Raw genomic sequence first — 25,018 nt, 5'->3', positions numbered from 1 at the left:
GACAGACGCCGCAGGCCGGGGGAGACACCGCGGGCCGGCCCCAACTGCCGCACCCGGCCCGACTGTCGCATTCGGCTGCCACCGCCGTGTCCGGCCTCCAACCGCTGTCCCCGGCGCTCACCTCGTCCCCGGCCCCCACGGCCGTATTCGGCTGCCCGCCACCGGGCCCGGCGTCCAACCGCCGTGCTCGGCCCCGCACCGCCGTGCTCGGCCCCAACTGCCGCACCCGGCCCCGCGTCAGTCGCGATCGGCCGCGCACTCGGCGGAGAACTCGCAGAGTGCCGCGCGGTCCGCGCGCCCCGTCTTGTTCAGCAGGCTCGCCATGTGCTTCTCCACCGTGCGCGGCGATATGGACAGCCGCCGGGCGATCTGCTGGTTGCCCGGCCGCTCCGCCAGCAGCACGAAGACCTCGTACTCGCGCGGCGTCACCCCGCTCGTCCGCAGCGGCGCCGGGATGCGGTCCCAGCCGCCCCGGTGCTGCCCGACGCTGGCCCCCGCCTGCCGCAGCGCCGCCCGGCACGCGGCGGCGACCGGCTGAATGCCCGCCCCGTAGAAGTACTCCTCCGACGCCCGCAGCCAGGCCACCGGCTCGCCCCACCCCTCGGCGAGGGCCGCGCCGGCGACCAGCCGCAGTCCCAGATGGCGGGCGAGCGGGAAGGCGGCGGCGTCACCGACGGCTGCCCCGACCGTGCGGGCGGCCCGGTCCGCGTCGCCCGCACGGCCGTGCAGTACGCCGTCGGCCAGTCGCAGGAACAACTGGTTCCAGGCCAGGTCCGCGCCGGGGCTCTCCAGGATCGCTTCGAGCTCCGCCCGGCCGCCCCGGCCGTCGAGTGTCCGCAGCAGCGGACGCAGACCGTAACGCCCGCTCAGATAGAAGAAACTGGGGTGTTCGAGCTCCCAGGCCAGTGAGGCGTCCAGGTCGGCCAGCGCGCCCTCGCGGTCCTCCTCCAGCAGCGCCGCGAACGCACGGCAGAGACCCAGTTGCAACGGGACGAGCAAGGACTCCTCGCCGCCCGCCCGACGGAACCGGGCCATGGCCCGGTCCAGGTCCCGTCTTCGGCCCCGGTGCGCGGCGAGCGTTGCCGAGGCCAGCAGCAGATAGCGGTGCGCCCCCAGATTGCGGACCCGTGCGCTGGCGGCCACCGACCGCTCGATGATCTCGTGCGCCCCGTCCCACTCGCCCCGCATCACCGCGTTCATGGCGAGCAGCCCGTCCACGGTCTGCGTCGGCACCAGCGCGCCCAGCGACTGGGCGGCGGTCCGGGCCGTCTCCAGCCGGGCCGGGTCACCGGTGCGCATGAACGTGTTGGCGCCGAGCCGGACCAGCGCCTCCACCCGCCACACCGGCAGTGCGTGCTGCTCGGAGACCGCGAGCATCCGCTCCAGGCACGCGTCGGCCTCGTCGAAGCCCCGCTCCCGGGAGAGCAGTGCCAGCAACTGCCAGGCCTGGCAGGCGACCACGGGAAGGCTGCGCTCCTCCGCGACGGCGGCGGCCCGGCGCGCGGCGTCCTGTGCGCTCTCCTGCTGCCCGTGGTCCGTATGACCGGGCAGCAGGGCCAGATGACCGTCCACCACGTCGAGCGCCGCCGCCAGCTCGGGGCGGACGGCCGTGCCGAGCATGCTCCGCGCGGTCCGGATCTGCCCGGCCGCCTCGTCCACCCGTTCCGCCATCACGGCCGCCCAGGCGATCCGGATGTGCGTCTCGCCGCGCTGCTCGGAGGCGTCGGAGCGCGGCGGTACCGGAGGAAGCTCCGCGGTCAGCGCCAGGGCCGTGTCGAGCTCACCGGCCTCGGCATGGGCGACGGCGAGCGACTCCGTGATGTCCCGCAGATCGCTTTCGTGGGCGAGCGAGCGGGCCCGTTCCAGCAGGATGACGGCGGAACCGGACGCGCCCGCGGCCAGCATCCGGCGGCCGACGCCGGCGAACTGGCGGGCGGCGCCGTGCCGGTCGCCCCCGGCCAGTTGCAGCGTCGCCATCAACTGCCGCTGTTCGTCACCGAGTTCATGCCCGGCCGCGGCCAAGGAAAGCGCCGCACGGCGGGCCGTCGCGGCCCGTTCCGCCGGTGCCAGCGAGGCCACCAGCGCCTCGGCGGTCAGCGCGTGCCGGAAGGTGTAGCGGTCGGGGTCCGCCCCGTCGGGGGCGATGATGTTCGCCTCCACGGCGGAGCGCAGATGACTGAAGAGCGTACGGTCGTCGAAGCCGGTGACGGTCTGGAGCACGGTGACCGAGAACCGGCTGCCCAGCGTGGCCGCGCACAGGAGCAGCTCGCGCACCGGTTCGTCGAACCGGTCCAGCCGCCGCGACCAGCTGCGCACCACCCCGGTGGGCACCGACGCGTCCGGGTTGGCGTGCTCCTCCCACCGGTCGCCGGCCCGGCGCAGCTGTCCGGAGTCGAGCAGGTCGGCGAGCAGCACCTCGACCAGGTACGGGTTGCCGCCCGCCCGGCCGGCCAGCCGTTCGTGGGTGGCCTGCGGCACCTCGTCCGGGGCGGCCTCCAGACACGAGGCGGTCATCTCCCGCACGTCCGCGTCACTGAGCGGTGCCAGCTCGCGCACGGTGGCGACCTGCCGCCGTTCCGCCGAGCGCACCAGGTCGAGCGCGACACCGGGCTCCGGGCGCAGCGTCCCCAGCAGCAGCACCGGCAGGTCCGCCACGTTGTCGATGACGTACTCCACCACCGCGATCGTCTCGGTGTCGGAGTCGTGCAGGTCCTCCAGCAGGATCACGCAGCCGTGCTCCTGGCCGAGCACCGACAGCAGCCGCAGCAGCGCCTCGGCCAGCTCGACCACCGTCTCCGGATAGCCGGGGGAGGAGCCCTGGCGCCACTCCGGCACCAGCCGGGCCAGCGCCGGGCGGTACGGGTCGAGCTCCGGGTCGGTGGGCGTCCCGGCCGCCCGGAACCGTGAGGACAGCGCCTCGATCAGCGGGCGGAACGGCACCACGAGCCCGGTCGACGTGGCCCTGCCGCGCAGCACCGGCATACCCCGCTCGTACGCCCGGTAGGCGCACTCACCGGCCAGCCGGGATTTGCCGATGCCCGCGTCACCGACGAAGAAGACCGCACGCCCCGAACGCCGCGAGGCGGTGTCCAGGGCGTCGCTCAGCAGGCCGGTCTCAGCGACACGCCCGACAATCACCGACGAAGTGGCACGCATGGACGCAGGCTACTTGATCCGCTACCCACCGGTCAGGGCGTCAAATCGCTTGATACGAGACGGAACTGACTCAGTTCCAGGTCATGGTGGTCCACGGCAGGTCCGAGGTGTCGGGGTTGCTGTCCATGGCGCCGAGGATTCTGCTGCGCAAGCCGAGTCTGCCGCCCGCACCCAGAGCGATCCGGCCGGCGGGGTGCTCGTCGGCGACATCGTCGAACTCGTGGGCGCGGAAGGCGGAAGCGTCGGTGGTCTGCATGGTCTGCCTCTTCTCGTGGGAGGTTGTCGTTGCGTGAGCGATGCGATGGGACGTGTACGACGCGGTGGTGTGCAAGTGGTGCGGGGTACGGCGCTGTGGTGCGGGGTGCGGTGCGGGTGGTACGTGAGTGGTGCGGGGTGCGGTGCGGGTGGTACGTGAGTGGTGCGGGGTGCGGTGCTGTGGTGCGGGTGGTACGTGAGTGGTGCGGGGCGCAGGGGGCGCGCTCGGCCGGGGGCGGGCTCAGCCGGGCATGACCGGCGTCCTGGGGCCGGCGAGCAGCAGCACCGACGGCACCCGGTCGGGGAATCCGGCCCGCAGCAGCCCGTGCCCGATCCCGGCGAGCCCGGTGAGCAGCCCCGGATGCGGCGCCTGGCCGGGCGTTCCGCAGCGCGGCTCGACCCGGTCGGCCGCCGCGAGCAGCGCCCCGGCCCGCTCCACCCAGCGGGCGCGGGCCATCGACGGCTCGCCGCGGCGCAGCAGTTCGAGGACGCCGAGTTCGCCGTGGCACAGACTGTCGTCCGGCGGCGGTTCGGCCCCCGCGATGTCTGCCGCCGCCTCGCGCGCCCAGGCGGACAGCAGCGCGTCGGCCTGCGCCGCCGGGCTGTCCAGAACGGCAAGCGCCACGCCCGTCCGGCCCCGGCACCAGGAGATGTCGCAGCCCACGGCGTCGGTCGCGGCCCGCAGCGCGGCGAGCCCCGAGGCGCGGTACGGCTCGCCGCCGCCCGCCTCGGCGAAGCGCAGCAGCGCCCAGCCGATCCCGGCGGACCCGTCGGCGAACCCCGGTGCGCCCGGCAGCGGTGCCGTGCGCAGCAGCCCGGCGCAGCGTTCCGCCGCCCGCCACACATCGGCCCGTCCGGTGGCCCGGTACCCGGCGAGCAGACCGACCAGACCGCCGGCCGTGCCCCCGCGCACCCCGTACTCGCTCTCGGCGACGGCCGCCGCACCGGTCAACCGCAGTGCGGGCACCACCAGTCGGCCGAGGTGCGGGTCGTCCAGGGTGTCCGCGACCTGGGTCAGCGCGTACGCGATCCCGCCGAGCCCGGCGAACGCACCCGAGCCCACCGGGCCCAGATCGTCCGGGCGCGCGTGCAGCGCGTCCAGCAGCCCGGCGAGCGGTGCCAGCGCGTCCCGGGCAGCCGCGGCGTACCGGTCCGCACCGGTGAGCGCGGCGAGCTGGGCGAGGAAGCACGCCGCACCGGTGTAGCCGCCCGCCAGGTCGGCGGCCATCGGTCCCAGCCGCCAGTAGCGCTCGTCGAGCAGCTCCAGGCCGATCCAGTTCAGCCGGGTGGGCCCGGAGTAGGCCTGGGACACCAGCTCGTCGCCGACCGACCGGGCCGCCGCGAGCAGTTGCTCCGGCTCCGGCGCGGTCGCGGCCGTACGGACCCGGCGCGGGCCGGGCCGGGACTCGTGGGCGGGCTCGCGCGAGGTGGTCACCATCGCGGCGCGGATGATCCGTTCCTGGTCCTGGCGGTCCACCGTGTCCATGGCCGCCAGCTTCGCCCGGACCAGGGACAGCCCCGTCCGGGCGAGCGTGCCGGCCAGCAGCCGGCCGGTACCGCTCCACAGGTCGGTGCGTTCGGGAAGGGCGGTGAACAGGGGCACGTCGCCCGACCAGAGCTGGGCGATCTCCTCGTCCAGGAGGCCGGGCAGCGCGGCGGATCCCAGGGTGTCGGTGCCGAGCAGCGCGAGCACCTCGTGCCGCTCGGCGGCGTCCTTCATCAGGTCCGGGTGCGTGGACTCGTCCAGGAGCGACGCGTAGATCCAGGTGGGCCGCGCCACCACCCGCACCTCGTCGTGCGCGAACCGGTCCAGCAGCCCTCCGGTGCACAGGAGTTCGGTGCGGGCCTCCTTGATCGCGGTGTATCCGGCGCGGAATCCGGCGCACAGAGCGCGGGTGAAGGCGGACGGATCGGCGGGCGTGCCGGTCAGCCGGGGCCGGTTCGCCGACCCGCCGATCCGGGCCGTCCGCCGCACCAGCCGCATCCGGTCGGTCCCCGCGTCGGCCCAGTCGACCCTGCGCACCGGGGAATCGGCCGCCTGCCCACCGCCGATCCCGGACATGTCGAGCGCCGACTCGTCCCCGACGAGCAGCTGCGGCAGCAGCCCCACCCGGTGCACCGAGTCGTGCAGGGCGCGGGCTGCCGGATCGTCCGAATCCGCGGTGGGCAGCGGCGGGTGGAACAGCGTCTCGACATCGACGAGTACCGGGTACTCCCCGTCCGCGATCAGGTTCTCGTGGTGCAGGTCGGTGCCGTCCAGCGTGTGCAGCAGGGCCAGCAGCGCGCCCTGGCGCCGGTAGAAGGCATCGACCTGACGGGCCGAGCGGCAGGGCCGTTCCGCGACGAACTCCACCCAGCCGTACGGGCCCCGGTCCAGCACGGCGAGCGTACGGAGTCCGGGGGTGCCGGGCAGCGCGTTGAACCACTGGACCAGTTCGTTGAAGTGCCGGTGCGCGGCGAGCGGACGCGGCTTGTAGACCAGACGGGCACCGTCCTCGAACCGGAGCAGCATCACGGTCCGCCCGCCCCGGTGGCCGTCCCCGGCACCGGGCTCGACCGCCGTCAGCCGGCCGTTCCGGGCCTCTTCGCCCAGGGAGGTGCGAACGCCCGGCAGCACCGGCCGGTCCGCGGCGAACCGGACCAGCATCTCGGCCAGCGCGGCGGCGGCGTCGAGCGCGGCACGTGCCAGGATCCGGGCCAGTACGGGGTATGTGGTGCAGAGCGCGGTCAGTCCGGACCGGGCGCCGGTCCTGCGCAGGAAGTCGGTGAACCGGTCCTCGGGACCGTGCCCGGCCAGGCGCCCGTTCCGCCGGGCCGTGTGCAGCTCCAGGACCAGGGTCCGGGCGGCGAGCCGCGCGAGCCGCCGGGACAGGTGGCGCTCGAAGTCCTCGCGTACGGAGTCCAGATCGACGCACCGGTTCAGCAGCCTCGGCAGCCCGTCCTGCATCCGCCGTGCCGCGCAGGCGGTGAACGGGGCGAGGACGCGTTCGAATCCACGGAGCCCCGAAAGGTCCTCGCGGTCGCCGATCACCGCCTGCTCGGGCGCGGCGGAGACCGCGTCCTGGACGAACGCGGCCCAGTCCGGGACGTGTTCGGGCAGCGTGTCACCGGTCAGCGCCGGCCGCCACCACGAACCACCGGCCCAGGAGGCCCCGTCCGCCGCCGGCCGCTCGGCCTCCAGCAGACCGACCGCATCGGCGGAGGAACCCGCTGCCGCGGCCGGACGTGACGCGGAAGAGACGCCCAGCCGTTCGCCGCCGCCCGCATGAATCTCCGCCATCGCACCTCCTCGGTCCGGCGCCGGCACCGCCGGTCCGCCACGCCCCATACTTCCGGCGATGCGTTCGCGGGACATGGGGGCAACGCCCCCATCTTTCTGCCCGTGACCCGATCGGGAACCGGAGCGGACCCCGGCGCGCCCTCGAACGGGAACCAGAGCGGGCCCGTAGCGCCCCAGGCCGGGGGCCGGAACCGGGGCTGGAGCGGGGCCGGAACCGGGGCCGGGGGCACAGGTCGCGGCTCACGCCCGCGGCGGTGCCGTCGACCCCCGCACCATCAGCTCCGCCGCGATCGTCGCGATGCCCCCGGGCGGCGGCGTCTCCTTGCCCATCGCGAGGCGGCCCGCCCGCGCCCCCGCCTCGAAGAGCGGCAGCCGTACGGTCGTCAGCGCCGGGACCGCGTCCACCGAGAACGGCAGATCGTCGAAGCCCGCCACCGAGATGTCCTCGGGGATGCGCAGACCGCGGTCCCGGACCGCCGCGCTCGCGCCCAGCGCCACCGTGTCGTTGGCGGCGACGACCGCCGTCACCTCCGGTTCGCGGCGCAGGAGTTCGAGCGTGGCGTCGTAGCCGGAGCGGCGGTCGTACGGTCCGTGGACGGTGAGGCGCTCCTCGTCGCCGACGAGCCCCGCCGCCCGCATCGCCTCGCGGTGGCCCTCCAGCCGGTGGCGGGTCGTCGTCCGCTCCGGCGGGCCCGCGACATAGCCGATGCGCCGGTGGCCGAGCGAGAGCAGGTGCTCGGTGAGTCGGCGCCCGCCGCCCCGGTTGTCGAAGGCGAGCGCGGCCACCACCGCCTCGCCGTCCGGCAGCGGGGGCCGACCGCACAGCACCACCCGGGTGCCCGCGTCCGCGAGCTTGGCCAGCTTGGCGGAGACCGCGGCCTGGTGCGCCGGGTCCTCCACGGCGCCGCCGGTCAGCACGACGGCCGCGGCGCGCTGGCGCTGGAGCAGGGTGAGATAGGTGAGCTCGCGCTCGGGGGAGCCGCCGGTGTTGCAGACGACGGCCAGCTTCTCGCCGCCCGCGCGGCCCGAACCGTCCCCGGGGCCGCCGATCTCGGTCTGCGCCGCGCCCGCCATGATCCCGAAGAACGGGTCCGCGATGTCGTTGACCAGGATGCCGACCAGGTCGGACGTGGCCGCCGCGAGCGAACTCGCCGGCCCGTTGAGCACATAGTCCAGGTCGTCCACCGCACGCAGCACCCGTTCGCGGGTGGACGCGGCCACCGGGTAGTTGCCGTTGAGCACGCGGGAGACGGTGGCCGGCGACACCCGGGCGCGAGCCGCCACATCCGCCAGGGTGACCGTCATCGCTTTCCTCCGAGGGTTTTGGGCCGGGCCCTCTTGTCCGGGCCGCTGTCGGCAGGCTAGCGTTATCTCGGATAGAAAGCGCTTGCTGAGGCTGCATGGAGGAAGTTTCGTGACACGCAGGACAGTGCGCATCGCCATGAACGGCGTCACGGGTCGCATGGGATACCGGCAGCACCTGGTGCGTTCGATCCTCGCGATCCGCGAGCAGGGCGGCCTCGACCTCGGCGACGGGGACGTGCTGTGGCCCGAGCCCGTGCTGGTCGGCCGCCGCGCCCACGCGCTGGAGGAGCTCGCCGCGAAGCACGGCCTGACCGAATGGTCGACCGACCTCGACGCGGTCCTCGCCGACGACACGATCGACATCTACTTCGACGCCCAGGTCACCTCGGCCCGCGTCGAGGCGATCAAGAAGGCGATCGCCGCGGGCAAGCACATCTACACCGAGAAGCCCACCGCCACGGACGTCGAGGGCGCCCTGGAGCTGGCCAGGCTGGCCGGCGAGGCCGGCATCAAGCACGGCGTCGTCCAGGACAAGATCTTCCTGCCGGGCCTGCTGAAGCTGAAGCGCCTCATCGACGGCGGCTTCTTCGGCGAGATCCTCTCCGTGCGCGGCGAGTTCGGCTACTGGGTCTTCGAGGGCGACTGGCAGGAGGCCCAGCGCCCGTCGTGGAACTACCGCGCGGAGGACGGCGGCGGCATCGTCGTCGACATGTTCCCGCACTGGGAGTACGTGCTCCACGAGCTGTTCGGCCGGGTCTCCACCGTCCAGGCGCACGTCCGGACACACATCCCGCAGCGCTGGGACGAGCAGGGCAAGCCGTACGCCGCCACCGCCGACGACGCCGCGTACGGCATCTTCCAGCTGGAGAGCGGCGCGGTCGCGCAGATCAACTCCTCCTGGACGGTCCGCGTCAACCGCGACGAGCTCGTCGAGTTCCAGGTCGACGGGACCCACGGCTCCGCCGTCGCGGGCCTGCGCAACTGCCGCGTCCAGCACCGCTCGGCCACCCCCAAGCCGGTCTGGAACCCCGACCTCCCGGTCACCGAGTCGTTCCGCGACCAGTGGCAGGAAGTCCCCGACAACACGGTCTTCGACAACGGCTTCAAGGCCCAGTGGGAGCTCTTCCTGCGCCACATCGTCCTCGACGAGCCCTACACCTGGGACCTGATGGCCGGCGCCCGTGGCGTGCAGCTCGCCGAGCTGGGCCTGAAGTCCCACGCCGAGGGCCGCCGCCTCGACGTACCGGAGCTGTCGCTGTGAAGAACCGTCCCGAGCACGGCACACCGGAGCTGATCTGAGTGACCATCCACCTCCCGCAGGGTCCGTACGAACCCCGCACCACCCCGCTCGACCTGGCCCCCGGCGGCAGCCCGCTCGCCTCGCGCACCGTCTTCTCCGCCGCCCATGTCGTCGCCGACCCGTACGCCGACACCAGCCCCGACTCCCCGGCCGCCGTTGACTGGGACGCCACCCTCGCCTTCCGCCGCCACCTCTGGTCGCACGGCCTGGGCGTCGCCGAGGCGATGGACACCGCCCAGCGCGGCATGGGCCTGGACTGGGCCGGCGCCGCCGAACTGATCCGCCGCTCCGCCGCCGAGGCCAGGGCGGTCGGCGGCCGCATCGCCTGCGGCGTCGGCACCGACCAGCTCACCGGCCCCGCCGGCCTCGCCGAGGTGCGCTCCGCGTACGAGGAGCAGCTCGCGCTCGTGGAGGAGAGCGGCGCCCAGGCCATCCTGATGGCCTCCCGCGCGCTCGCCGCGGCGGCGAACGGCCCCGAGGACTACCTGGAGACCTACGCCCACCTGTTGCGCCAGGCAGCCGAACCGGTCGTCCTGCACTGGCTGGGCCCGATGTTCGACCCCGCACTGGACGGCTACTGGGGCTCCTTCGACCTCGACACCGCCACCGACACGTTCCTCGAGGTCATCGCGGAACACCCGGACAAGGTCGACGGCATCAAGATCTCGCTCCTGGACGCCGAGCGCGAGATCGACGTCCGCCGCCGCCTCCCGGGCGGGGTGCGCTGCTACACCGGCGACGACTTCCACTACCCCGAGCTGATCGCGGGCGACGACCGGGGCTTCAGCCACGCCCTGCTCGGCATCTTCGACCCGCTGGGCCCGCTGGCCGCACACGCGGTACGGGTCCTCGACACCGGCGACACCCAGGGATTCCGTGACCTCCTCGACCCCACGGTCGAGCTGTCCCGGCACCTCTTCCGGGCGCCCACCCGCTTCTACAAGACGGGCGTGGTGTTCCTCGCCTGGCTGGCCGGCCACCAGGAGCACTTCACCATGGTCGGCGGCCTGCAGTCCGCCCGCTCGCTGCCGCATCTGGCGAAGGCGTACGAACTCGCCGACCGCCTGGGCCTGTTCCCCGACCCGGAACTGGCCGAATCCCGTATGCGCGCTGTCCTCGCGGTCAACGGCGGTATCGGAGGCACCCGATGAGCGACGGCCGTCTCTCCGTCAACCAGGAGACCATCAAGCAGTGGTCGCTGCCCGAACTGGCCGAGGGCTGCGTCAAGGCGGGCATCGACAAGGTCGGCCTGTGGCGGGCCCCCGTCCAGTCGTACGGCATCGAGCGCACCGCCCGGCTGCTCGCCGACTCCGGACTGTCCGTCACCAGCCTGTGCCGCGGCGGCTTCTTCACCGCGCCGGACCCGGCGGAACGGGCCCGTGCCCTGGACGACAACCGCGCCGCGATCGACGAGGCCGCGGCCCTGTTCACCGACACCCTGGTCCTGGTATCCGGCGGCCTCCCCGAGGGCAGCAAGGACCTGCACGGCGCCCGCGAACGCGTCGCGGACGCCCTGGGCGAACTGGCTCCGTACGCGGCCGAACGCGGCGTACGCCTCGCCATCGAACCGCTGCACCCGATGTTCGCCTCGGACCGCTGCGTCGTCTCCACGCTCTCCCAGGCCCTGGACATCGCGGAGCGCTTCCCCGCCGACCGGGTAGGGGTGGTCGTCGACACGTACCACATCTGGTGGGACGACCAGGCGCCCGCACACATCGCCCGCGCGGGCGCGGGCGGCCGCATCCACTCCTTCCAGCTGGCCGACTGGATCACCCCACTCCCGGCCGGCGTCCTGGTGGGCCGCGGCCAACTCGGCGACGGATCAGTGGACTTCCGCGCCTTCCGCGCCCTGGTCGAGGCCACCGGCTTCGACGGCCCGGTCGAGGTGGAGATCTTCAACGAGGACCTCTGGGCCCGCGACGGCGCGGAAGTCCTCGCGGAAGTGGCGGCCCGGTACGCCGAACACGCCTGCTGACAGGGCGCTTTGCCGCCAAGGCAGAGAGATCGTCAAGCCACGCGACCCCGTACAACCCTTCCGCCCCCGCCCGGACCGTACGTGCCGTCGGGCGCTTCCGGGGAGGGACCTGGAGGATCGGGAAGCCCCGAAGGTGGGAAAGCGAGGGGCCCGGTCATTCGACCGGGCCCCATTCCGCGCCCCTGGGCGCAGATGCGTCGGTCATGTTCTTTACTGGGGTCCCCCCGTTGAGCCGCAGTTGACGGCGACGTTCCGCGCTGGCCGAGGGCGAGGCTCAGGTACCGAACTCACCCGCCCAGTCGCGCTTCAGAAGAGCCACGGGCAGGTACTCGCACTTGACCTCGATTGCTACGCGTCGAACTCGCCGCGCCAGGCGAAGTCGAGCAAGGCGCTCGGCAGATAGCCGGACTCGACCTCGATCGGAATGCCGTTGGCCTTCGCCAGGCAGGCCATTGCCAGTGGGGCGATGGCCACGGCCCCTTCGATGTTCTGCGTGCGGTCCTCGTCGGCCGTCCAGTACTCCTTGTGCCAGCGAAGAGCGTCGTTCAGGGCCTCGTTGAAGCCTGCCGCGTCGTTGCGCAGGTAGCGGTAGAACATCATGATCGGCGGGTACTCCAGCTTGCCCATGGTCTCGGCGTCGAGTACGTGGGTGCCCTCGGGAGCGCTCAGGTCCACGGCCCGCACCAGGTGCTGGCTGACATCGTCACGCCGCAGCCAGAAGCTCCGGAGGGTCTCCACCCAGGCGTAGACGTACTCGTCCAGCACACCGCCGCAGTCACGCAGCAACGACGCCGGCACCTGGGCCAGCATGTCGAGGCGGGCCGTCTCCCGGCAGATCAGCGCCAGGAAGAAGGCGTTGAGCCAGGTCCCCGCGTTGAGATAGAACTGCGGTCCCGTGGAATCGAGTTGCCGCTCCTCCTGGCGGATCTTGCAGGTCACGGTCTCCTGGTCGGTGAACGTGGCGGCGAAGACCGCCGAGTGCACCTGCATGGTCAGCAGCCAGGATTCCCAGGTCTCCAGCATCACCGCGTCCGGGTCCCCGACACAGCGGATGCGCGCCACGTTCAGGGACGTGGTCAGCGCCCCGCTCCTGGCGCGATGCGAGGTTTCGATGGTCTGCAGCGAATTGGCCAGGGACTTCTTCATGACGGGGACGACTGCCTCCATCTCAGCCACTGGATAGCTCTGGCGGGACACGCTCGTAACCACTGATCTCCCTTGTCAGATTCAGATCTTGAAGTATTCGAGGACCGCGCCGGCGTACGCACCCTTGCCCTCGACGGCGTCCTGGGCTGACGCGACGATCGGCGCCATGGCCTCGGCCGCGTTGTCCGTACGGAACGTGTGGCGGGGAACGACGGCGGTCATGCGTGCCTTACGTGGGGAATTCGCCGCACCAGTTGCGTCCCAGGAGGGTGGCGGGCAGGTACTCGGACTCGACTTCGATGGGGATGCCCGCATCGTGGGCGAAGCAGGCCATGGCCAGCGGCGCGAGCGCGACGAAGCCCGAGGCTTGGAGTGCCCGGCTCTCCTCGCTCCAGTACTCCTTGTGCCATTCGAGGGCGGCAGCGAGCGCACGGTTGAAGCCCTCGTTGTCCTTGCGGATGAAGCGGTGGAACATCTCCATCGGCGGGTACATCAGCTTGCCGACCATCTGAGGGTCTGCGACGGCCTCCGGGTCGGTGCCGTCGACTGCGGCCACCAGTTTCGGCACGAGCTCAGGGCCGCCGAGCCAGTAGGTCTGGAGGGTGTCGATCCAGGCGTAGTGGTACTCCTCGAAGCGCGACCCGTTCTCCCGCAGCAGGGACATGGGCACCTGGCACAGGGCCGTGATCCTGTCCTTCTCGCGGCACACCACCGCCAGGTGGAAGGCAGCGAGCCAGGTGCCCGGAGTCACATACCACTCCGGTCCGGTGGCCTTGAGCGTCCGGTCCTTGTGCGCGATGCGGCACTGCACCTGCTCCTCGGTCGTGGTCGCGGCGGCGAACACGGCGGAACTCACCTGCATCGCGTTCACCCAGGCATCCCACGTGGGGAAGATCGATGCCCTCGGGTCGAGCAGGCAGCGCGAATTGGCCAACGTGAGTGTGATGTGCTGAGCATCACCCAGATCGGTGGAGTCCGCCTCCAGCCCGTCGATCAGCTCCTGTGCGTTCCCCTGGAGAAAGGCGATGCCCTCTTCCGCCCTGCTCGTGGGAACGGGGGGACGGGGGATGATCGAGGCCAACGCATTTCTCCTTAGAGGAGTTTGAAGTGCCTGAGCTCGGCCCCAGCACACTTACCGGTGTTTTCAGCGGCCTGGACGAGGACGTAGCGCAGCGTCTTGTCCTTGATGGCGTTCTCGAGCTCGGTGATGTACTTGGCCTCCCCCCGGTGAAGTCATGACGCGATCCTTCATATCGGCAATGATCGTGCGGACGTGCTCGAGGGATCCCTGCTTCACCATGAAGTCGCGGTCGAGCCGACCGTTACCACGGCGCCACTCCAGCGTCCCGTCGGGGCTCTTCGCCTCAAGATGACGAGGTTGCCGTTCTTGTCACGCCAGAGCTGGTCGAACCTCTTCGAACCGTGGCCGTCTCAGGGAGGTCGGTGATCTCATGGGGTGTGTCAATTTAACGACTGATCGTGGTTGTTGAGTGGTCAGTTGTTGCTCGGGGTCAGGCAGCCCTCGAAGGCGATCTGGAAGGCGTTGAGTGGTGCCTTCCAGCGCATGGTCCACCTCTTGCGGCCCTTCCCCGTCGGGTCCAGGCTCATCAGCGCCATGTAGATGCACTTGAGGGCGGCGGCCTCGTTGGGGAAGTGTCCACGGGCGCGGACGTAGCCGACGTGGTCGGTGATCTCGCCTTCCAGGGCGGACTCCAGCACCCGCTTGGTCAACTGTTGCAACAGCCCGCCCTCGCCGGTCAGCTGCAGTCCCTCTTTCCGGGCCCGGTCAACGAGCATCGCAACGAGCTGCTCGCCTGACACGGCACTCGACGGTGCTGAACCACCTGCTCGGCCTGCTCGTTCTCCACGGCGGTCTCCGTCACCAGACGCATCTCCTTGATCATCAGATCCGCCGTTGATAAGACACTCCGACTCTACGTTGCCGGCGCAATCAAAGGGCCTTGCGCCGCAAGCGGCCCGTGTGAGGTTCGGAGTAGGAATCTGGGTGTCCAATTCTGTTCATACTTGGACGATTTGCCCATTCGTCGGCGGTAACCGTTTTTGAGTGGCCCGTCTGCCACTCACTTTCGGTCGTTCACGTCTCGTTCGCAAAGTCGAACGCGACGCTGCTCCTGGTACATCGCAGCTGGTGAGCGGCGGGCTGCTATATGGGCAGGCCGGGCGCTCATGCTGGGCCCGTTCACCGTGGAGGCGGGGCAGCCCTTCGGCTGCCGACGGCCCGATCCCGCAAGCGCTTCGGTGGGCTGGGCGTGGTGTTCCGGCGGGCGTCCTGGTCGGACAGGGCCAACTGGGCGATGGGGCCGTTGACTTCCGCGCGTGCCGCACGCTGGTTGAGGCAATGGGCTTTGACGGCCCGATCGAGGTGGAGATCTTCAACGAGGCCCTCTGGGCCCGCGACGGCGCCTGGGTTGCTTCACGGAAGTCGGCCTGTCGAAAACAGGCCGGTCCTCCGAGGAGGTCTCCGAGCCGAGGGGTGGGAGACAGAGCGCGCGCCGAGCGGCGTCTGTCGCGTACACGGCAGGCTGAGCGCAGCCCGTGAGATCGCGCGGTATCCGGGCATCGGAAGGTGTGGTCAGGAGCTGTGGGGACGTGGCGTTGCAGCTTCAGGAGATCACACGCACGCCCAACTTCTGAAGTAGTAGTTGGCAGACACCGCACGGTCCGGTGACTTTGCCGTGATCGGGGTGCCCGTGGCCACGAATCATCTTGGAGATGATGGCTGATTCAGTGAAGTGGGGCGCCGCTTCGCCGAGAGTTGTCGTGCGGCCATCGCTTCGTGCAGAGTCGAGCGCCCATAGCTGGTCGGACAGGAGGGCTGATTCGGCGCAGCGTCCGGTGAAGGACTTGCGTACGTCGGACGGCAGTATGTCGATGAACGACCGGATGGCCGGGTGGAGTCTGAGGGGTCCTTTTCCGGTCAAGCTGGTGTGGCTGAAAATCTTTCCGCCGATCAGCAGGGAGGAGGCTACGGCGGGAAAATGCTCAGACAAAGAAATCCTCCGCATCTGGGTCGGATACGCCGCCCAGGAACCTGGAAAATGCGTCTGACGCGTTCTCGCCCAAGTAATACCCTCCAGTGTGGTGGAGGTGAAAGATGCGACTTTTCTCGTCAGCCAGAAGAATCCCGTACTCGGAAGATTCGTAGCCGATGGGGAAGAGTTCCGTTCCGAGCCCGGAAGCCAGTTCCTTGATGGCCGCCGCGTCGCCTTCGTATCCGATCGTCGGCTTCATGACCCAGGCCATTTCCGGAATCCTGGGGTGGTTAAGGCGCAGCAAGCCGTACGTGTGGAGGAGGTGTACTGCGGCGGGTACCGGAGTCAGAACAACTCCTTGCCGCTGGGCATCCTGTACCCGAACTTGAATGAGCTCTTCGGCATGGCCTCCGATATCACGTCCTGGAGACCAGCCGTTTGCGGTCAGCCAGTCGCGCACTTCAGGTGTCAAGTCTTCGGAGCTCATCATTCGTTCCTTTCTGCGAGCTGGGGCATTACGAGTGTACGTGAATGCCTAACTGGGGCAGTACATGCCTGCATGTGTAACACGGGGCGAGGAAGTCGCCATGCGACCGTTCGAGCTCGCCAGTGACGCGATCATAGACGTTCCCGATTTGGCGTGTGTGCATCACGCCCCCTTCAAGTGCCTTCTTTGCGTCATCAATTGTGCGGATTGATGATCCTGTCGGGTCCAGCTCGTGCAGGCGGTCGCTGATCAGGGACACCTCGGCGCATTTTCCATGACCCAACCCCTTCTTCATTCCGGCAGCATCAAGCTTGTCGCCGACATCCTTCAGGATCCCATCGAGGACCTGATGAGTTTTCGGTAGCTTCTGCCCATGCATTTTCGTGGTGCTACTGTGCGTGGCGATCACGTTGTCGTGCAAGAAACTTCCTGCACATCCAGAGTTGAGCTGGTTCTGGCCGGGGTGCGCCGCTCCGGGCGTAGCGTCAAGGGCGTCGTCGGCGAGGGCAGCTGATTCGCGTTCCAGAACAGAAAGCTGATCCTGCAGAGGCAGGTGTGAAACATCCAGGGCTGGGCGTCGGTAGTGACGCATCTGGTCCGCGCTCTGGCCGTGCCAGTTGGGCTGAGGGTCCACAGGCGTGCCTTGCGGCTGGCCGTCTGGGCCGTCGCCGTTGTGGTGATTCGAACCGTCGGAGCTGTGCTCGCCATCAGGATGACGGGCGCCGTCGTCATGCGGCAGCCCGCCGTCGGCATGGCTGTTCGGCGTGTAGTCGTTGAGGTGAGCGGGCGTCGGGTCGTGCGGTCCGCTGGGCCCGTCGTCACGTCCACCGGCGCGATGGGCGGGCGGTTCATGTCCGGCGGTCGGGCCGTGGCCGGCGGCGGTGGCTGTGCCCGGTGTCTCGGTGTGACTGGCGGGCATGTTGTCGCCCAAGTTGTGGCTGGGCGCGCTGTTGTCCAGGCTGTTGCTGGGCATGTTGTCGCCGACACCGCCGCCGGGCATGTGGTTGGCTCCGCTGCCCGGCTGATGGTTTCCCGCGTTTCCGGCGGGTCCGCCGCCCGGGACGTCGTCCCCTGCCCGGCCGATGTCGCCGAGATCGTTGCCGAGCCTGTCGCCGTTGCGGATGACGTGGCCTGCGTTCTCGCCCGCGTGGATGCCCGCGCCGACCAGGGCCGGTTCGCGCACCGGGGCCGGGGTCTCCACGCGAGGGTTTTTCCCCGACTGGTCGACGTGTTGGGCGATGCTGCCGTCCTCGTTGTAGAGGTTGCCGTCGCGGTCCATGTACGGCGCGCCCTCGTCGAAGGGTGACTTGATTGTGCCTTCCGGCAGTGCCACAGCTCCGTCGGGGAGTTTGATTGTGCTGTTGGGGAGTGTGATTGCTCCGTCCGGGAGCGTCGCGCCCTGGGGGAGGTTGATCGTGCCGTCGGGGAGTCTGACCGTGCCCTCGGGCAAGGTGATGACGTTGTCGGGGAGTGGTGGGAACTCGACGCGGCCCATGCCCTTGAGCCCCGCCATCACGTCGCCGATCTTCGACAGTCCCGCGCCCGCGCCCTTGAAGACGTAGGTCATGGGGTCGACGATCCGGCCGGCCTTGCCCGCGAAGGACAGTGCCTTGGCCGCCATGCCGGCCTTGCCCGCGCCTGCTACCGCGCCGCCGGTGCCGCCGGTGAAGACGGTGGTCAGGACGTTGAAGGTGACCGCTCCGGCGGCGCGGGAGGGGTTGCTGCCCCACTGGTCCCAGGCCACCAGCGCCTTTCCGGTCTCCTTCATCGCGGTGCGCGAGTCCCTTATCCAGGAAGGGAGTTTGTCGTCGGGGAGTGCCCAGAAGGCGGCGTTCACACCTGGGATGATGGCGATCGCCACTCCGGTGGCGAGTTTGGCCAGGCCGGTCCATGCCTGCTTCGCGGCGTCCCAGCCGTCGACGCCGACCAGGGTGCCCAGTCCCTTGATGGTGCCCCAGACGCCGTCGACGACGAAGCCCTTGCCGAAGTCGTAGGCGTGCTCCCACACCTGCCACCAGGGAGTCGACTCCTCGACCGCGTCTCCCCACGGCAGGCTCTTCGCCTGCTTGAGGGCTTCGGCGTCATAGCCGTACATGCCCTCCTTGCCGGAGCCGTCGTTCGTCTTGAGCGCCTTGCCTCCGACCAAGGCGACGATCTTGGCGTGGCAGGCGCGTTCCACCTCCTGGAAGGCGGCCCAGACCTCGGCTATCTCGTTGCGGCGATGGTTGTTCTCCTCGACCAGATCGCCGTCCTCGCGCCACTTGTCGTCGCCGTCGACCTTGACGCGGAAGGCGACCGCGTCCCGCTTGAGTTCCTTGAGCTTCTCGACCAGCGGGTAGGCGTCGTCCGAGTAGGTGCCCAGCGCACCGGCGATGACGCACAGGTCGGAGCTCAGGGAGAGCCCGGTATCCGCCACCGGCTTGGTCGTGGCGAACAGTTGCTCCGCCTCGGGTGCTTTGTAGAAGGCGCTCAGTCCGCCGAAGCTGGTGTGGACGTCACCGGCGGCCGTCGCGATATCGGCGCCGCTGCCCGACAGCGCGGTCACCTTCGTGTCGAGCAGGGCCAGGTCACCGGTGAAGACCGGTATCCCGACCGGGTCGACCGGAGCGTTGTCGCTCACCTGTGTCCCCCGGTGTCCTTGAGGAGATCCAGGCGTACGGCCTTCGCCGCGTCCTGCGCGTGCTTGGCGGCATCCAGGTCGCCCTCGCAGTACGCGTTCGTGGCTTCGACCGCTCCCAGGACGGCCGCCTCGATGCGCTCGGCCATCGCCTTGAAGTCCTTCTGGCGCTCGCTGAGGTACTCGCCCAGCGCCGCGGCCACCGGCCCCATCGCCTTTTGTGTCAACGGCGCACTCCCCGGTGCCACCGGGCCCTGCAGAGGCGTTGCAGCCTGCGGGCCGGGCACGGCCGTGCCCGCCGCCTGCGCAGCCTCCGACATGGTCGCCATCAGTGCGGTCAGGGCCTTCTCCAAGTCACCGGCATGCGTACCGGTGACCTTCAACTGGCCCTGCACCCCCTGCGGTCTGATGTCCCACGCCACCATGCGAAAGCCCCCTCTGCCGAACTGTTTTGGCACAACCACGTATCCACGACCCATGCCCCGCAGAATCGTTCTTCCTGATGCGGGGAGGAGCGCCTCAGCCGATGTTGCCGACCGCGACCCTCGCGCGTGGTCGTGTGCTGAGCCGTCCCGTCGTTCTTCTCCAGCGTCGTCTTCAACAGTCGGATGATGTGCTTGATCTCCTGCGACGAAACGGTTCCACCGCAGTGCCTTGCCGTGGCACTCATCCGCCACCCCGTCGGCCACGAAGTCCGCCATCGCCGCCTTCACCTGCGCGCCGCGATCACTTCCTCCAGCCGCGCGATCACCGCCTGGAGAGGACCTGCGCCCCTACGCCGAACTTCGTGCAGTCCCCCGCCATGTCTCGCGAACGTATGTGCCATCACCTTTATCAACTCTGCGTTGCCGATGCAATCAAGGGGCATCGCGCTGCGAGTGGCGTCCGACAGAGCCGCAGCCGGAGCCAGGGTGCCTGATTCTGTACATACCCGAACTACCTTTCCTGTGCGAGGGCGTTCTCACGCGTGCGTGACTGTGCCTCGCGTTCGGTGTATCGGGCGCGTGCCGCCTTCATCAACAAGCACCTGGACCTCCGGCGCCAACTCGACGCGAGCAAGGTCACGTTGAAGTGGGCCGGCCGGGCCGGTGTCCCGGTACGCCGAACACGCCTGCTGACAGGGCGCTTTGCCGCAAAGGCAAAGAGATCGTCAAGACGTGCAACCGTTCGGCACCCAGTCGAGTCGTATGTTGCGTCGGGCGCTTCCGGGGAGGGATCTGGGGGGATCGGGAAGCCCTGACGGTGGGGGAAAGCGAGGGGGGTCCGGTCATTCGACCGGGCCCCGTTTCGTCTCTACGGCCCATCGGCCCGCGCTGGAAACGGCTGGCTCGCCTGGGAAATGAACGCGGCGAAACTCTGGAGCCGGGCCACCCCACCCCTCGTAGAATCGATCACCCTGACGGCACGTACCAGTGGGGTGGGAACAGCGTGGACGACCGGCTTCGGGACCTGGCCAAGGCATCTTTGAACTTCGGGGTGCTCTATCAGCACCAGCCGCTCCTGGCCCTGTACGGCGCCCAGGCCGAACTCAACGTCTTCAGCAACCCGAACGCCGCTCAGGTCCAGGCGGGCCAGTTCGGCGAGGTCCTGGCCGAGGACCTCGTCACGCGGACGGGCATCCGTGTCGCGGGCACCCGCCAGATCGACCGACTGCGAGCCCTCACCGACATCGGCGCGCTCACCCCGGCCGTGCGCGACGCCTTCGACCAGCTCCGTCGCGACCGTAACGAGGCCGCCCACGCCCACCTCTTCGACACCACCCGCGCCCTTGAGGCCGTACGGCTCAGCTACGAACTCGGCGTCTTCTACCACCGCGCCCTGACCGGCAAGCGCACCGTCACCGCCTTCGTTCCGCCCGCCATGCCGGTCCTCGCGGACCCGGCCGAGGTGGCCGAGCTGCGCGAAGCACTCGATGGGCACCGTGACGCCCTGGCACAGTCCCGGGTCAAGCTGAGCGAGTCCACCGACCGCCTCGAAGCCGAGCGCCGGGCCCGTACCGAGGCCGAAGCCCTGATGGTCAGCGCGCAGCAGGCCAAGGCGGCGCTGGCCGCCCGGCTCGTGGACATGGAAGCCGAGATCGTCAGCCTGCGGTCCGCGCAGCAGGTCCAGTACGAGACCGACCGCAAGCAGCCGCGCCGGGTGAACGCCGCCGCCCGCGACGCCATCGTGCACCGCGCCCAGCGCCCTGCCCCCCTCAACGAGGTCCAGGCCCGCACCAAGATCGACACCATGCTCGCCGAGGCGGGCTGGCTGGTCCAGGACCGTGCCGACCTGAACCCGCTCGCCGGGCAGGGCGTCGCGGTACGGGAGTTCACCCTGGCGACCGGACGTGCCGACTACGTCCTCTACGTCGACGGCAGGATCGTCGGCGTCATCGAGGCCAAGCGGGAGGGAGACCACCTCTCCAGCGCCCTCGCGCAGAACGAGCGCTACGCCAAGGGAGTGCTGAAGGAGCACAGCCTCGCCGTCTGGCGGGAGGCCGAGCCCTTCGCCTTCCGCTACGCCACCACGGGGACCGAGACCTACTTCGTCAACCGTCTCGACCCCGAGCCCCGGTCCCGCGAGGTGTTCTCCTTCCACCGTCCCGAGACCGTCGCCGCCTGGATGGAGCGCGCCGAGGACCGCCGGGCCCCGACCTTCCGGGCCGGATTGCGACGGATGCCGAGGCTGGAGCCGTACGGTCTGCGGCTGGCCCAGATCGACGCGATCAGCGGCCTGGAGCAGTCCCTGGCCCAGGACAGGCCCCGTGCCCTGATCCACATGGCGACCGGCGCGGGCAAGACGTTCACGGCGGTCACCGAGACGTACCGCCTGCTGCGTCACACGGGCGCCCGCCGTGTCCTCTTCCTCGTCGACCGCAACAACCTCGGCCGCCAGGCGCTGTCGGAGTTCCGTAACTACACCACCCCTGACGACGGCCGGAAGTTCGCCGACCTCTACAACGTGGACCGACTCGGCGCGGCCGGTCTCCAGGAGACCTCGTCCGTCGTCATCTGCACCATCCAGAAGATGTACGCCCTGCTCAGGGGCGAGCAGCTGACGGACGACGACGCCCGTGACGACGCGATCGACGCGGGCCGGCAGACCACCCCCACACCCGCGGTGGACGACCCCGACATGGACTACGCCGCCGACCGGCCCATCGAGGTCGAGTACCAGCCGGACGTGCCTCCCGAGTCCTTCGATCTGATCGTCGTGGACGAGTGCCACCGTTCCATCTACGGACTGTGGCGGGGTGTCCTGGAGTACTTCGACGCCCACCTCGTCGGCCTCACCGCCACTCCGACCGCGCAGACCCGGGGCTTCTTCGATCAGAACACGGTCTCCGAGTACACCTACGAGCAGGCCGTCGCCGACGGGGTCAACGTCGACTTCGACGTGGTGCGGGTCAACACCGATTTGCGGGAGCAGGGCGGCGCGAAGATCGAGGCCGGGACGACGGTCCGGATCAAGGACCGCGCGACCAGGGCCCAGCGGTACGTGGAACTCGACGACGACCTCACGTACACCACCAAACAGATCGGCCGGTCGGTGATCGCTGTCGATGAGATCCGCGCGGTGCTCACGACGTACAGGAACAACTGGCAGCGCTGGTTCCCGGGCCGCAAGGACCTGCCGAAGACCCTGATCTTCGCGGTGGGGGAGGACCACGCCGAGGACGTGCTCAAGCAGGTCAAGGAGGTCTTCGGCCGGGGCGACGACTTCGCAAAGAAGATCACGTACAAGAGCCGTCAGAACGGCGACAACCCCGACGAGCTGATCAACGACCTCCGGAACTCGCCCCGGATGCGGGTCGCCGTCACGGTCGACATGATCGCCACGGGTACGGACGTGCGGGCCCTGGAGTGCGTGATCTTCCTGCGGTCGGTACGCAGCGCGGTGCTCTTCGAGCAGATGAAGGGACGCGGCGCGCGCACGATCGACGCCACCGAACTGCGCGAGGTCACCCCGGACGCCGACGACGACGTGACGAAGGACCGTTTCGTCCTCATCGACGCGGCGGGCGTCACCACCTCCCCGCTGGTCGACGCACGGCCCATGGTCCCGGCGACGGGCAAGCAGGTATCGCTTGCCAAGCTGCTCGACAAGACGGGATCGAGGTCGATCAGTGCGGAGGAGGCGGAGATCCTCCAGCGGCGCCTGTCCCGCCTGAACCAGCAGCTCAAGCCGGAGGAGCGGGACCTTCTGGCCACCACGGCGGGCGGTACGACCCTCTCGGAGATCGCCCGCCGGATCGTCGACGCGGTGGACGTCGACGCGCAGGACGCGGCGAGGCGGCAGGGCGGCGCGGGGGCGGCCCGCGAACTGGTCGAGGACGCCGTGGCCATCCTCACCGGCAACCCGGAGCTGCGGCGCCAGATCCTGGAGATCCGCCGGGACAAGGACCTGACGTACGACGAGACGACGGCCGTCACGGTGACGGAGGTCGAAGAGGTCCCGCGCGAGAAGCGCGCCCGCGAGAACCTGGACGAGTGGGGCGACCTGCTGAAGAAGCAGCGCGACCGCAACGCGGCGATCCAGGTCGCCCTGGGCAGCGGAAGCCCGTTCGCGCCGAGCGAGGCCAGGGCCGCGCTCCAGGAACTCGCGGCGACGATCCGGGCCTCCCGGCGGGCCTGGACGCCCAAGGTCCTCTGGGGTTTCCACGAGGACCTCAACCAGGCCGTGGCCCGCCCGGGGCGGGAGGCCGCCATCCCGGATCTGATCAGCCTGATCCGTTACGAGCTGGGTGCGGACAGTGAGCTCCGTCCGTACCGTACGGTGGTCGAGGAGCGCTTCGAGGGCTGGCTGCTGCGGCAGCGACAGGCGGGCGTCGAATTCACGGACGAGCAGCTGTGGTGGCTGGAGAAGATCCGTGACGTCGTCGCCAGCGACGTCGGCATAGAGCCGGCGGAACTCGCCCACGAGCCGTTCACGGAGCGCGGCAAGGGGCGCGGCTTCATGATGGCGTTCGGCGGGAAAGAGCCGGCGCTGGATCTGTTGACTGAGCTGAATCGGGAACTGGCTTGAGCGAGAAGGAACTTCCGGCGGGGTGGGCGATCACCACCCTGGACCAGGTGGCTGCCTGGGGGAGTGGGGGAACGCCGAAGGCCGGAACGTCGGCCTATTACGGAGGGGATATTCCCTGGACAGTCATCGGTGATCTCATGGACGGCCCGTTGAGTGAGACGAAGTCGACGATCACAGAAGCCGGACTCGCGAATAGTTCGGCCAAGTGGGTTCCCGAGGGCGCAGTCTTGGTCGCGATGTACGGCTCGATTGGGAAACTAGGGGTCGCCAGGCGGCGTCTCACGACGAACCAGGCAATCGCATTCGCGATTCCGGATGGCCGCCTCATGGATGCGAAATTCTTGTTCTGGTACCTGCGCTCGCAGCGGGCCGCGCTACTTCGTGCGGGAAAAGGAGGGACCCAGCAGAACATCAGCCAGACGGTCCTCAGGGCATGGCCCGTTCTGGTTCCGCCGTTCGCGGAGCAGCACCGCATCGTCGAGGCCCTCGAAGGCCACCTCTCCCGCCTGGACGCGGCGGAGGCCCTCGTCGGCCGGGTGGCGGAGCGCGTCGTTCACCTCCATGCATCCGTCACGGATATCACCCTGCAGCACGCCATTCCTGGAGGTGCCGAAGGGGCTCCGCCTCTGCCACCGGCGGGTTCGGACGATGGCGCTCTGCCGACGCTTCCATCGAACTGGCATTGGGAGCGTCTTGGCGATCTGGCGGAGGTCGTGGGTGGGGTGACCAAGGACCAGAAGAAGCAGTCCGATCCGCAAGTCCCGGAAGTTCCGTATCTGCGAGTGGCGAATGTCCAGCGCGGCAAGCTGGACCTGGATCACGTCACGCACATCAGGGTCTCCGCCAAGAAGGCGGAACAGCTCAAGCTACTCCCCGGGGACGTTCTGCTGAATGAGGGAGGTGACCGTAACAAGCTCGGCCGTGGCTGGATCTGGGACGGTCAGATTGAGAATGCTATCCATCAGAACCACGTATTCCGTGCTCGAATTCGTGATGGCCGACTGCATCCCAAGCTCTTGTCCTGGCACGCAAATAGATCGGGCAAGTGGTTCGAGGTCAATGGCAAGCAGAGCGTGAACCTCGCGTCCATCAGCCTCTCGAAGATCAAGAAATTTCCGGTGCCGGTTCCACCGCCAGAAGTTCAGGAGCAGATTCTGGAACGAATCGAGGGGCAGGTTTCACTCATCGAGAATGCTGAGGTACTCACGGCTCAGGCGCTGTCACGCGCAGCCACCCTTCGCCGCGCGATCCTGAACCGCGCCTTCACCGGCGCCCTCGTCCCCCAGGACCCCGCCGACGAGCCCGCCTCCGCCCTCCTCGCCCGCATCCAGGCCGAGCGTGCCGCCCAACCCAAGGCCAAGCGCGCCCGCCGCGCCCCTGCGCCCCGCAAGTCGAAGGCCCTCACGACCTCGCCCCCCGCGCCCGCGCCGTCACCCACCCTCGCCCCCGCCCACGCCGTACAGCAGGAGTTCGACCTGTGACCGCGCCCGTCACCAC

Annotated in this window: 16 protein-coding genes and 3 pseudogenes; 6 read left to right on the top strand and 13 right to left on the bottom strand. The window is 69.8% G+C overall.

Translation table 11 applies throughout. The annotated features are described in order from the left end of the window. Window positions 1-237: 237 nt before the first annotated feature. From ACWCQ6_RS20570 to ACWCQ6_RS20555, 4 genes are all read right to left on the bottom strand, one after another. Window positions 238-3,156 carry a helix-turn-helix transcriptional regulator gene (locus tag ACWCQ6_RS20570; RefSeq protein ID WP_451091127.1) on the bottom strand — a complete coding sequence of 973 codons (2,919 nt, stop codon included), beginning with the start codon at window positions 3,154-3,156 and terminating at the stop codon, window positions 238-240. 70 nt (window positions 3,157-3,226) lie between these two features. After that, window positions 3,227-3,412, bottom strand: a complete 186-nt coding sequence (locus ACWCQ6_RS20565; RefSeq protein WP_451091125.1) for a hypothetical protein — start codon at window positions 3,410-3,412, stop codon at window positions 3,227-3,229. A 240-nt stretch (window positions 3,413-3,652) separates the two neighbouring features. After that, window positions 3,653-6,691: a type 2 lanthipeptide synthetase LanM family protein gene (locus ACWCQ6_RS20560; protein ID WP_451091123.1), complete on the bottom strand. Its 3,039-nt coding sequence runs from the start codon at window positions 6,689-6,691 to the stop codon at window positions 3,653-3,655. A gap of 240 nt (window positions 6,692-6,931) precedes the next feature. Beyond that, entirely contained in the window at window positions 6,932-7,996 is a 1,065-nt protein-coding gene (locus ACWCQ6_RS20555) for a LacI family DNA-binding transcriptional regulator (RefSeq protein WP_451091121.1), read from the bottom strand. Between the two features lie 109 nt (window positions 7,997-8,105). Between ACWCQ6_RS20555 and ACWCQ6_RS20550 the strand changes: the two genes are divergently transcribed. The 3 genes from ACWCQ6_RS20550 to ACWCQ6_RS20540 are packed head-to-tail and all read left to right on the top strand — an operon-like array spanning window position 8,106 to window position 11,271. Next, on the top strand, window positions 8,106-9,257 hold the full coding sequence (locus ACWCQ6_RS20550) for a Gfo/Idh/MocA family protein (protein WP_451091119.1): 1,152 nt from the start codon (window positions 8,106-8,108) through the stop codon (window positions 9,255-9,257). 38 nt (window positions 9,258-9,295) lie between these two features. Then, window positions 9,296-10,447 carry a dihydrodipicolinate synthase family protein gene (locus ACWCQ6_RS20545; RefSeq protein ID WP_451091117.1) on the top strand — a complete coding sequence of 384 codons (1,152 nt, stop codon included), beginning with the start codon at window positions 9,296-9,298 and terminating at the stop codon, window positions 10,445-10,447. After that, window positions 10,444-11,271, top strand: a complete 828-nt coding sequence (locus tag ACWCQ6_RS20540; RefSeq protein ID WP_451091115.1) for a sugar phosphate isomerase/epimerase family protein — start codon at window positions 10,444-10,446, stop codon at window positions 11,269-11,271. The genes ACWCQ6_RS20545 and ACWCQ6_RS20540 overlap by 4 nt, the downstream gene beginning before the upstream one ends. Window positions 11,272-11,619: 348 nt before the next feature. On the opposite strand, the gene ACWCQ6_RS20535 is transcribed toward ACWCQ6_RS20540, so the two are convergent. The 4 genes and pseudogenes from ACWCQ6_RS20535 to ACWCQ6_RS20520 form a co-directional block, all read right to left on the bottom strand. Further along, complete coding sequence (locus ACWCQ6_RS20535; protein WP_451091113.1) at window positions 11,620-12,438, bottom strand: immunity 49 family protein; 819 nt, start codon at window positions 12,436-12,438, stop codon at window positions 11,620-11,622. Between the two features lie 60 nt (window positions 12,439-12,498). Beyond that, the gene (locus ACWCQ6_RS20530; protein WP_451091111.1) at window positions 12,499-12,639 is read right to left on the bottom strand and encodes a hypothetical protein; all 141 of its coding nucleotides are present in this window, start codon (window positions 12,637-12,639) and stop codon (window positions 12,499-12,501) included. A gap of 7 nt (window positions 12,640-12,646) precedes the next feature. Further along, window positions 12,647-13,498 (bottom strand): immunity 49 family protein, encoded by an 852-nt coding sequence (locus tag ACWCQ6_RS20525; protein ID WP_451091109.1) that lies wholly within the window; start codon window positions 13,496-13,498, stop codon window positions 12,647-12,649. 413 nt (window positions 13,499-13,911) lie between these two features. Next, window positions 13,912-14,088 (bottom strand): annotated as a pseudogene (locus ACWCQ6_RS20520) (IS256 family transposase); the annotation flags it as partial. Between the two features lie 604 nt (window positions 14,089-14,692). Here ACWCQ6_RS20520 and ACWCQ6_RS20515 point away from each other — a divergent pair. Then, a pseudogene (locus ACWCQ6_RS20515) lies at window positions 14,693-14,848 on the top strand (sugar phosphate isomerase/epimerase); the annotation flags it as partial. Between the two features lie 193 nt (window positions 14,849-15,041). On the opposite strand, the gene ACWCQ6_RS20510 reads toward ACWCQ6_RS20515, so the two are convergent. The 5 genes and pseudogenes from ACWCQ6_RS20510 to ACWCQ6_RS20490 form a co-directional block, all read right to left on the bottom strand. Beyond that, a complete protein-coding gene (locus ACWCQ6_RS20510; protein ID WP_451091107.1) occupies window positions 15,042-15,428 on the bottom strand; it encodes a YwqJ-related putative deaminase in 387 nt (128 codons plus the stop codon). Then, complete coding sequence (locus ACWCQ6_RS20505; RefSeq protein WP_451091105.1) at window positions 15,421-15,897, bottom strand: SUKH-3 domain-containing protein; 477 nt, start codon at window positions 15,895-15,897, stop codon at window positions 15,421-15,423. Before ACWCQ6_RS20505 ends, ACWCQ6_RS20510 begins: the two co-directional genes overlap by 8 nt. A gap of 28 nt (window positions 15,898-15,925) precedes the next feature. Next, window positions 15,926-18,517, bottom strand: a complete 2,592-nt coding sequence (locus ACWCQ6_RS20500) for a YwqJ-related putative deaminase (RefSeq protein ID WP_451091103.1) — start codon at window positions 18,515-18,517, stop codon at window positions 15,926-15,928. Next, window positions 18,514-18,939: a DUF6507 family protein gene (locus ACWCQ6_RS20495; protein ID WP_451091101.1), complete on the bottom strand. Its 426-nt coding sequence runs from the start codon at window positions 18,937-18,939 to the stop codon at window positions 18,514-18,516. Before ACWCQ6_RS20495 ends, ACWCQ6_RS20500 begins: the two co-directional genes overlap by 4 nt. A 94-nt stretch (window positions 18,940-19,033) precedes the next feature. After that, window positions 19,034-19,340: pseudogene (locus tag ACWCQ6_RS20490) on the bottom strand (pore-forming ESAT-6 family protein). 602 nt (window positions 19,341-19,942) lie between these two features. On the opposite strand from ACWCQ6_RS20490, the gene ACWCQ6_RS20485 reads away from it, so the two are divergent. Continuing rightward, a complete protein-coding gene (locus ACWCQ6_RS20485) occupies window positions 19,943-23,521 on the top strand; it encodes a DEAD/DEAH box helicase family protein (RefSeq protein WP_451091099.1) in 3,579 nt (1,192 codons plus the stop codon). Beyond that, complete coding sequence (locus tag ACWCQ6_RS20480; RefSeq protein ID WP_451091097.1) at window positions 23,518-25,002, top strand: restriction endonuclease subunit S; 1,485 nt, start codon at window positions 23,518-23,520, stop codon at window positions 25,000-25,002. Before ACWCQ6_RS20485 ends, ACWCQ6_RS20480 begins: the two co-directional genes overlap by 4 nt. Window positions 25,003-25,018 lie beyond the last annotated feature (16 nt).

This window comes from Streptomyces sp. NPDC001880 (genome assembly GCF_053594575.1).
Note: the sequence above shows the minus strand (reverse complement) of the source record. Positions and strands in the feature narration are given on the sequence as shown.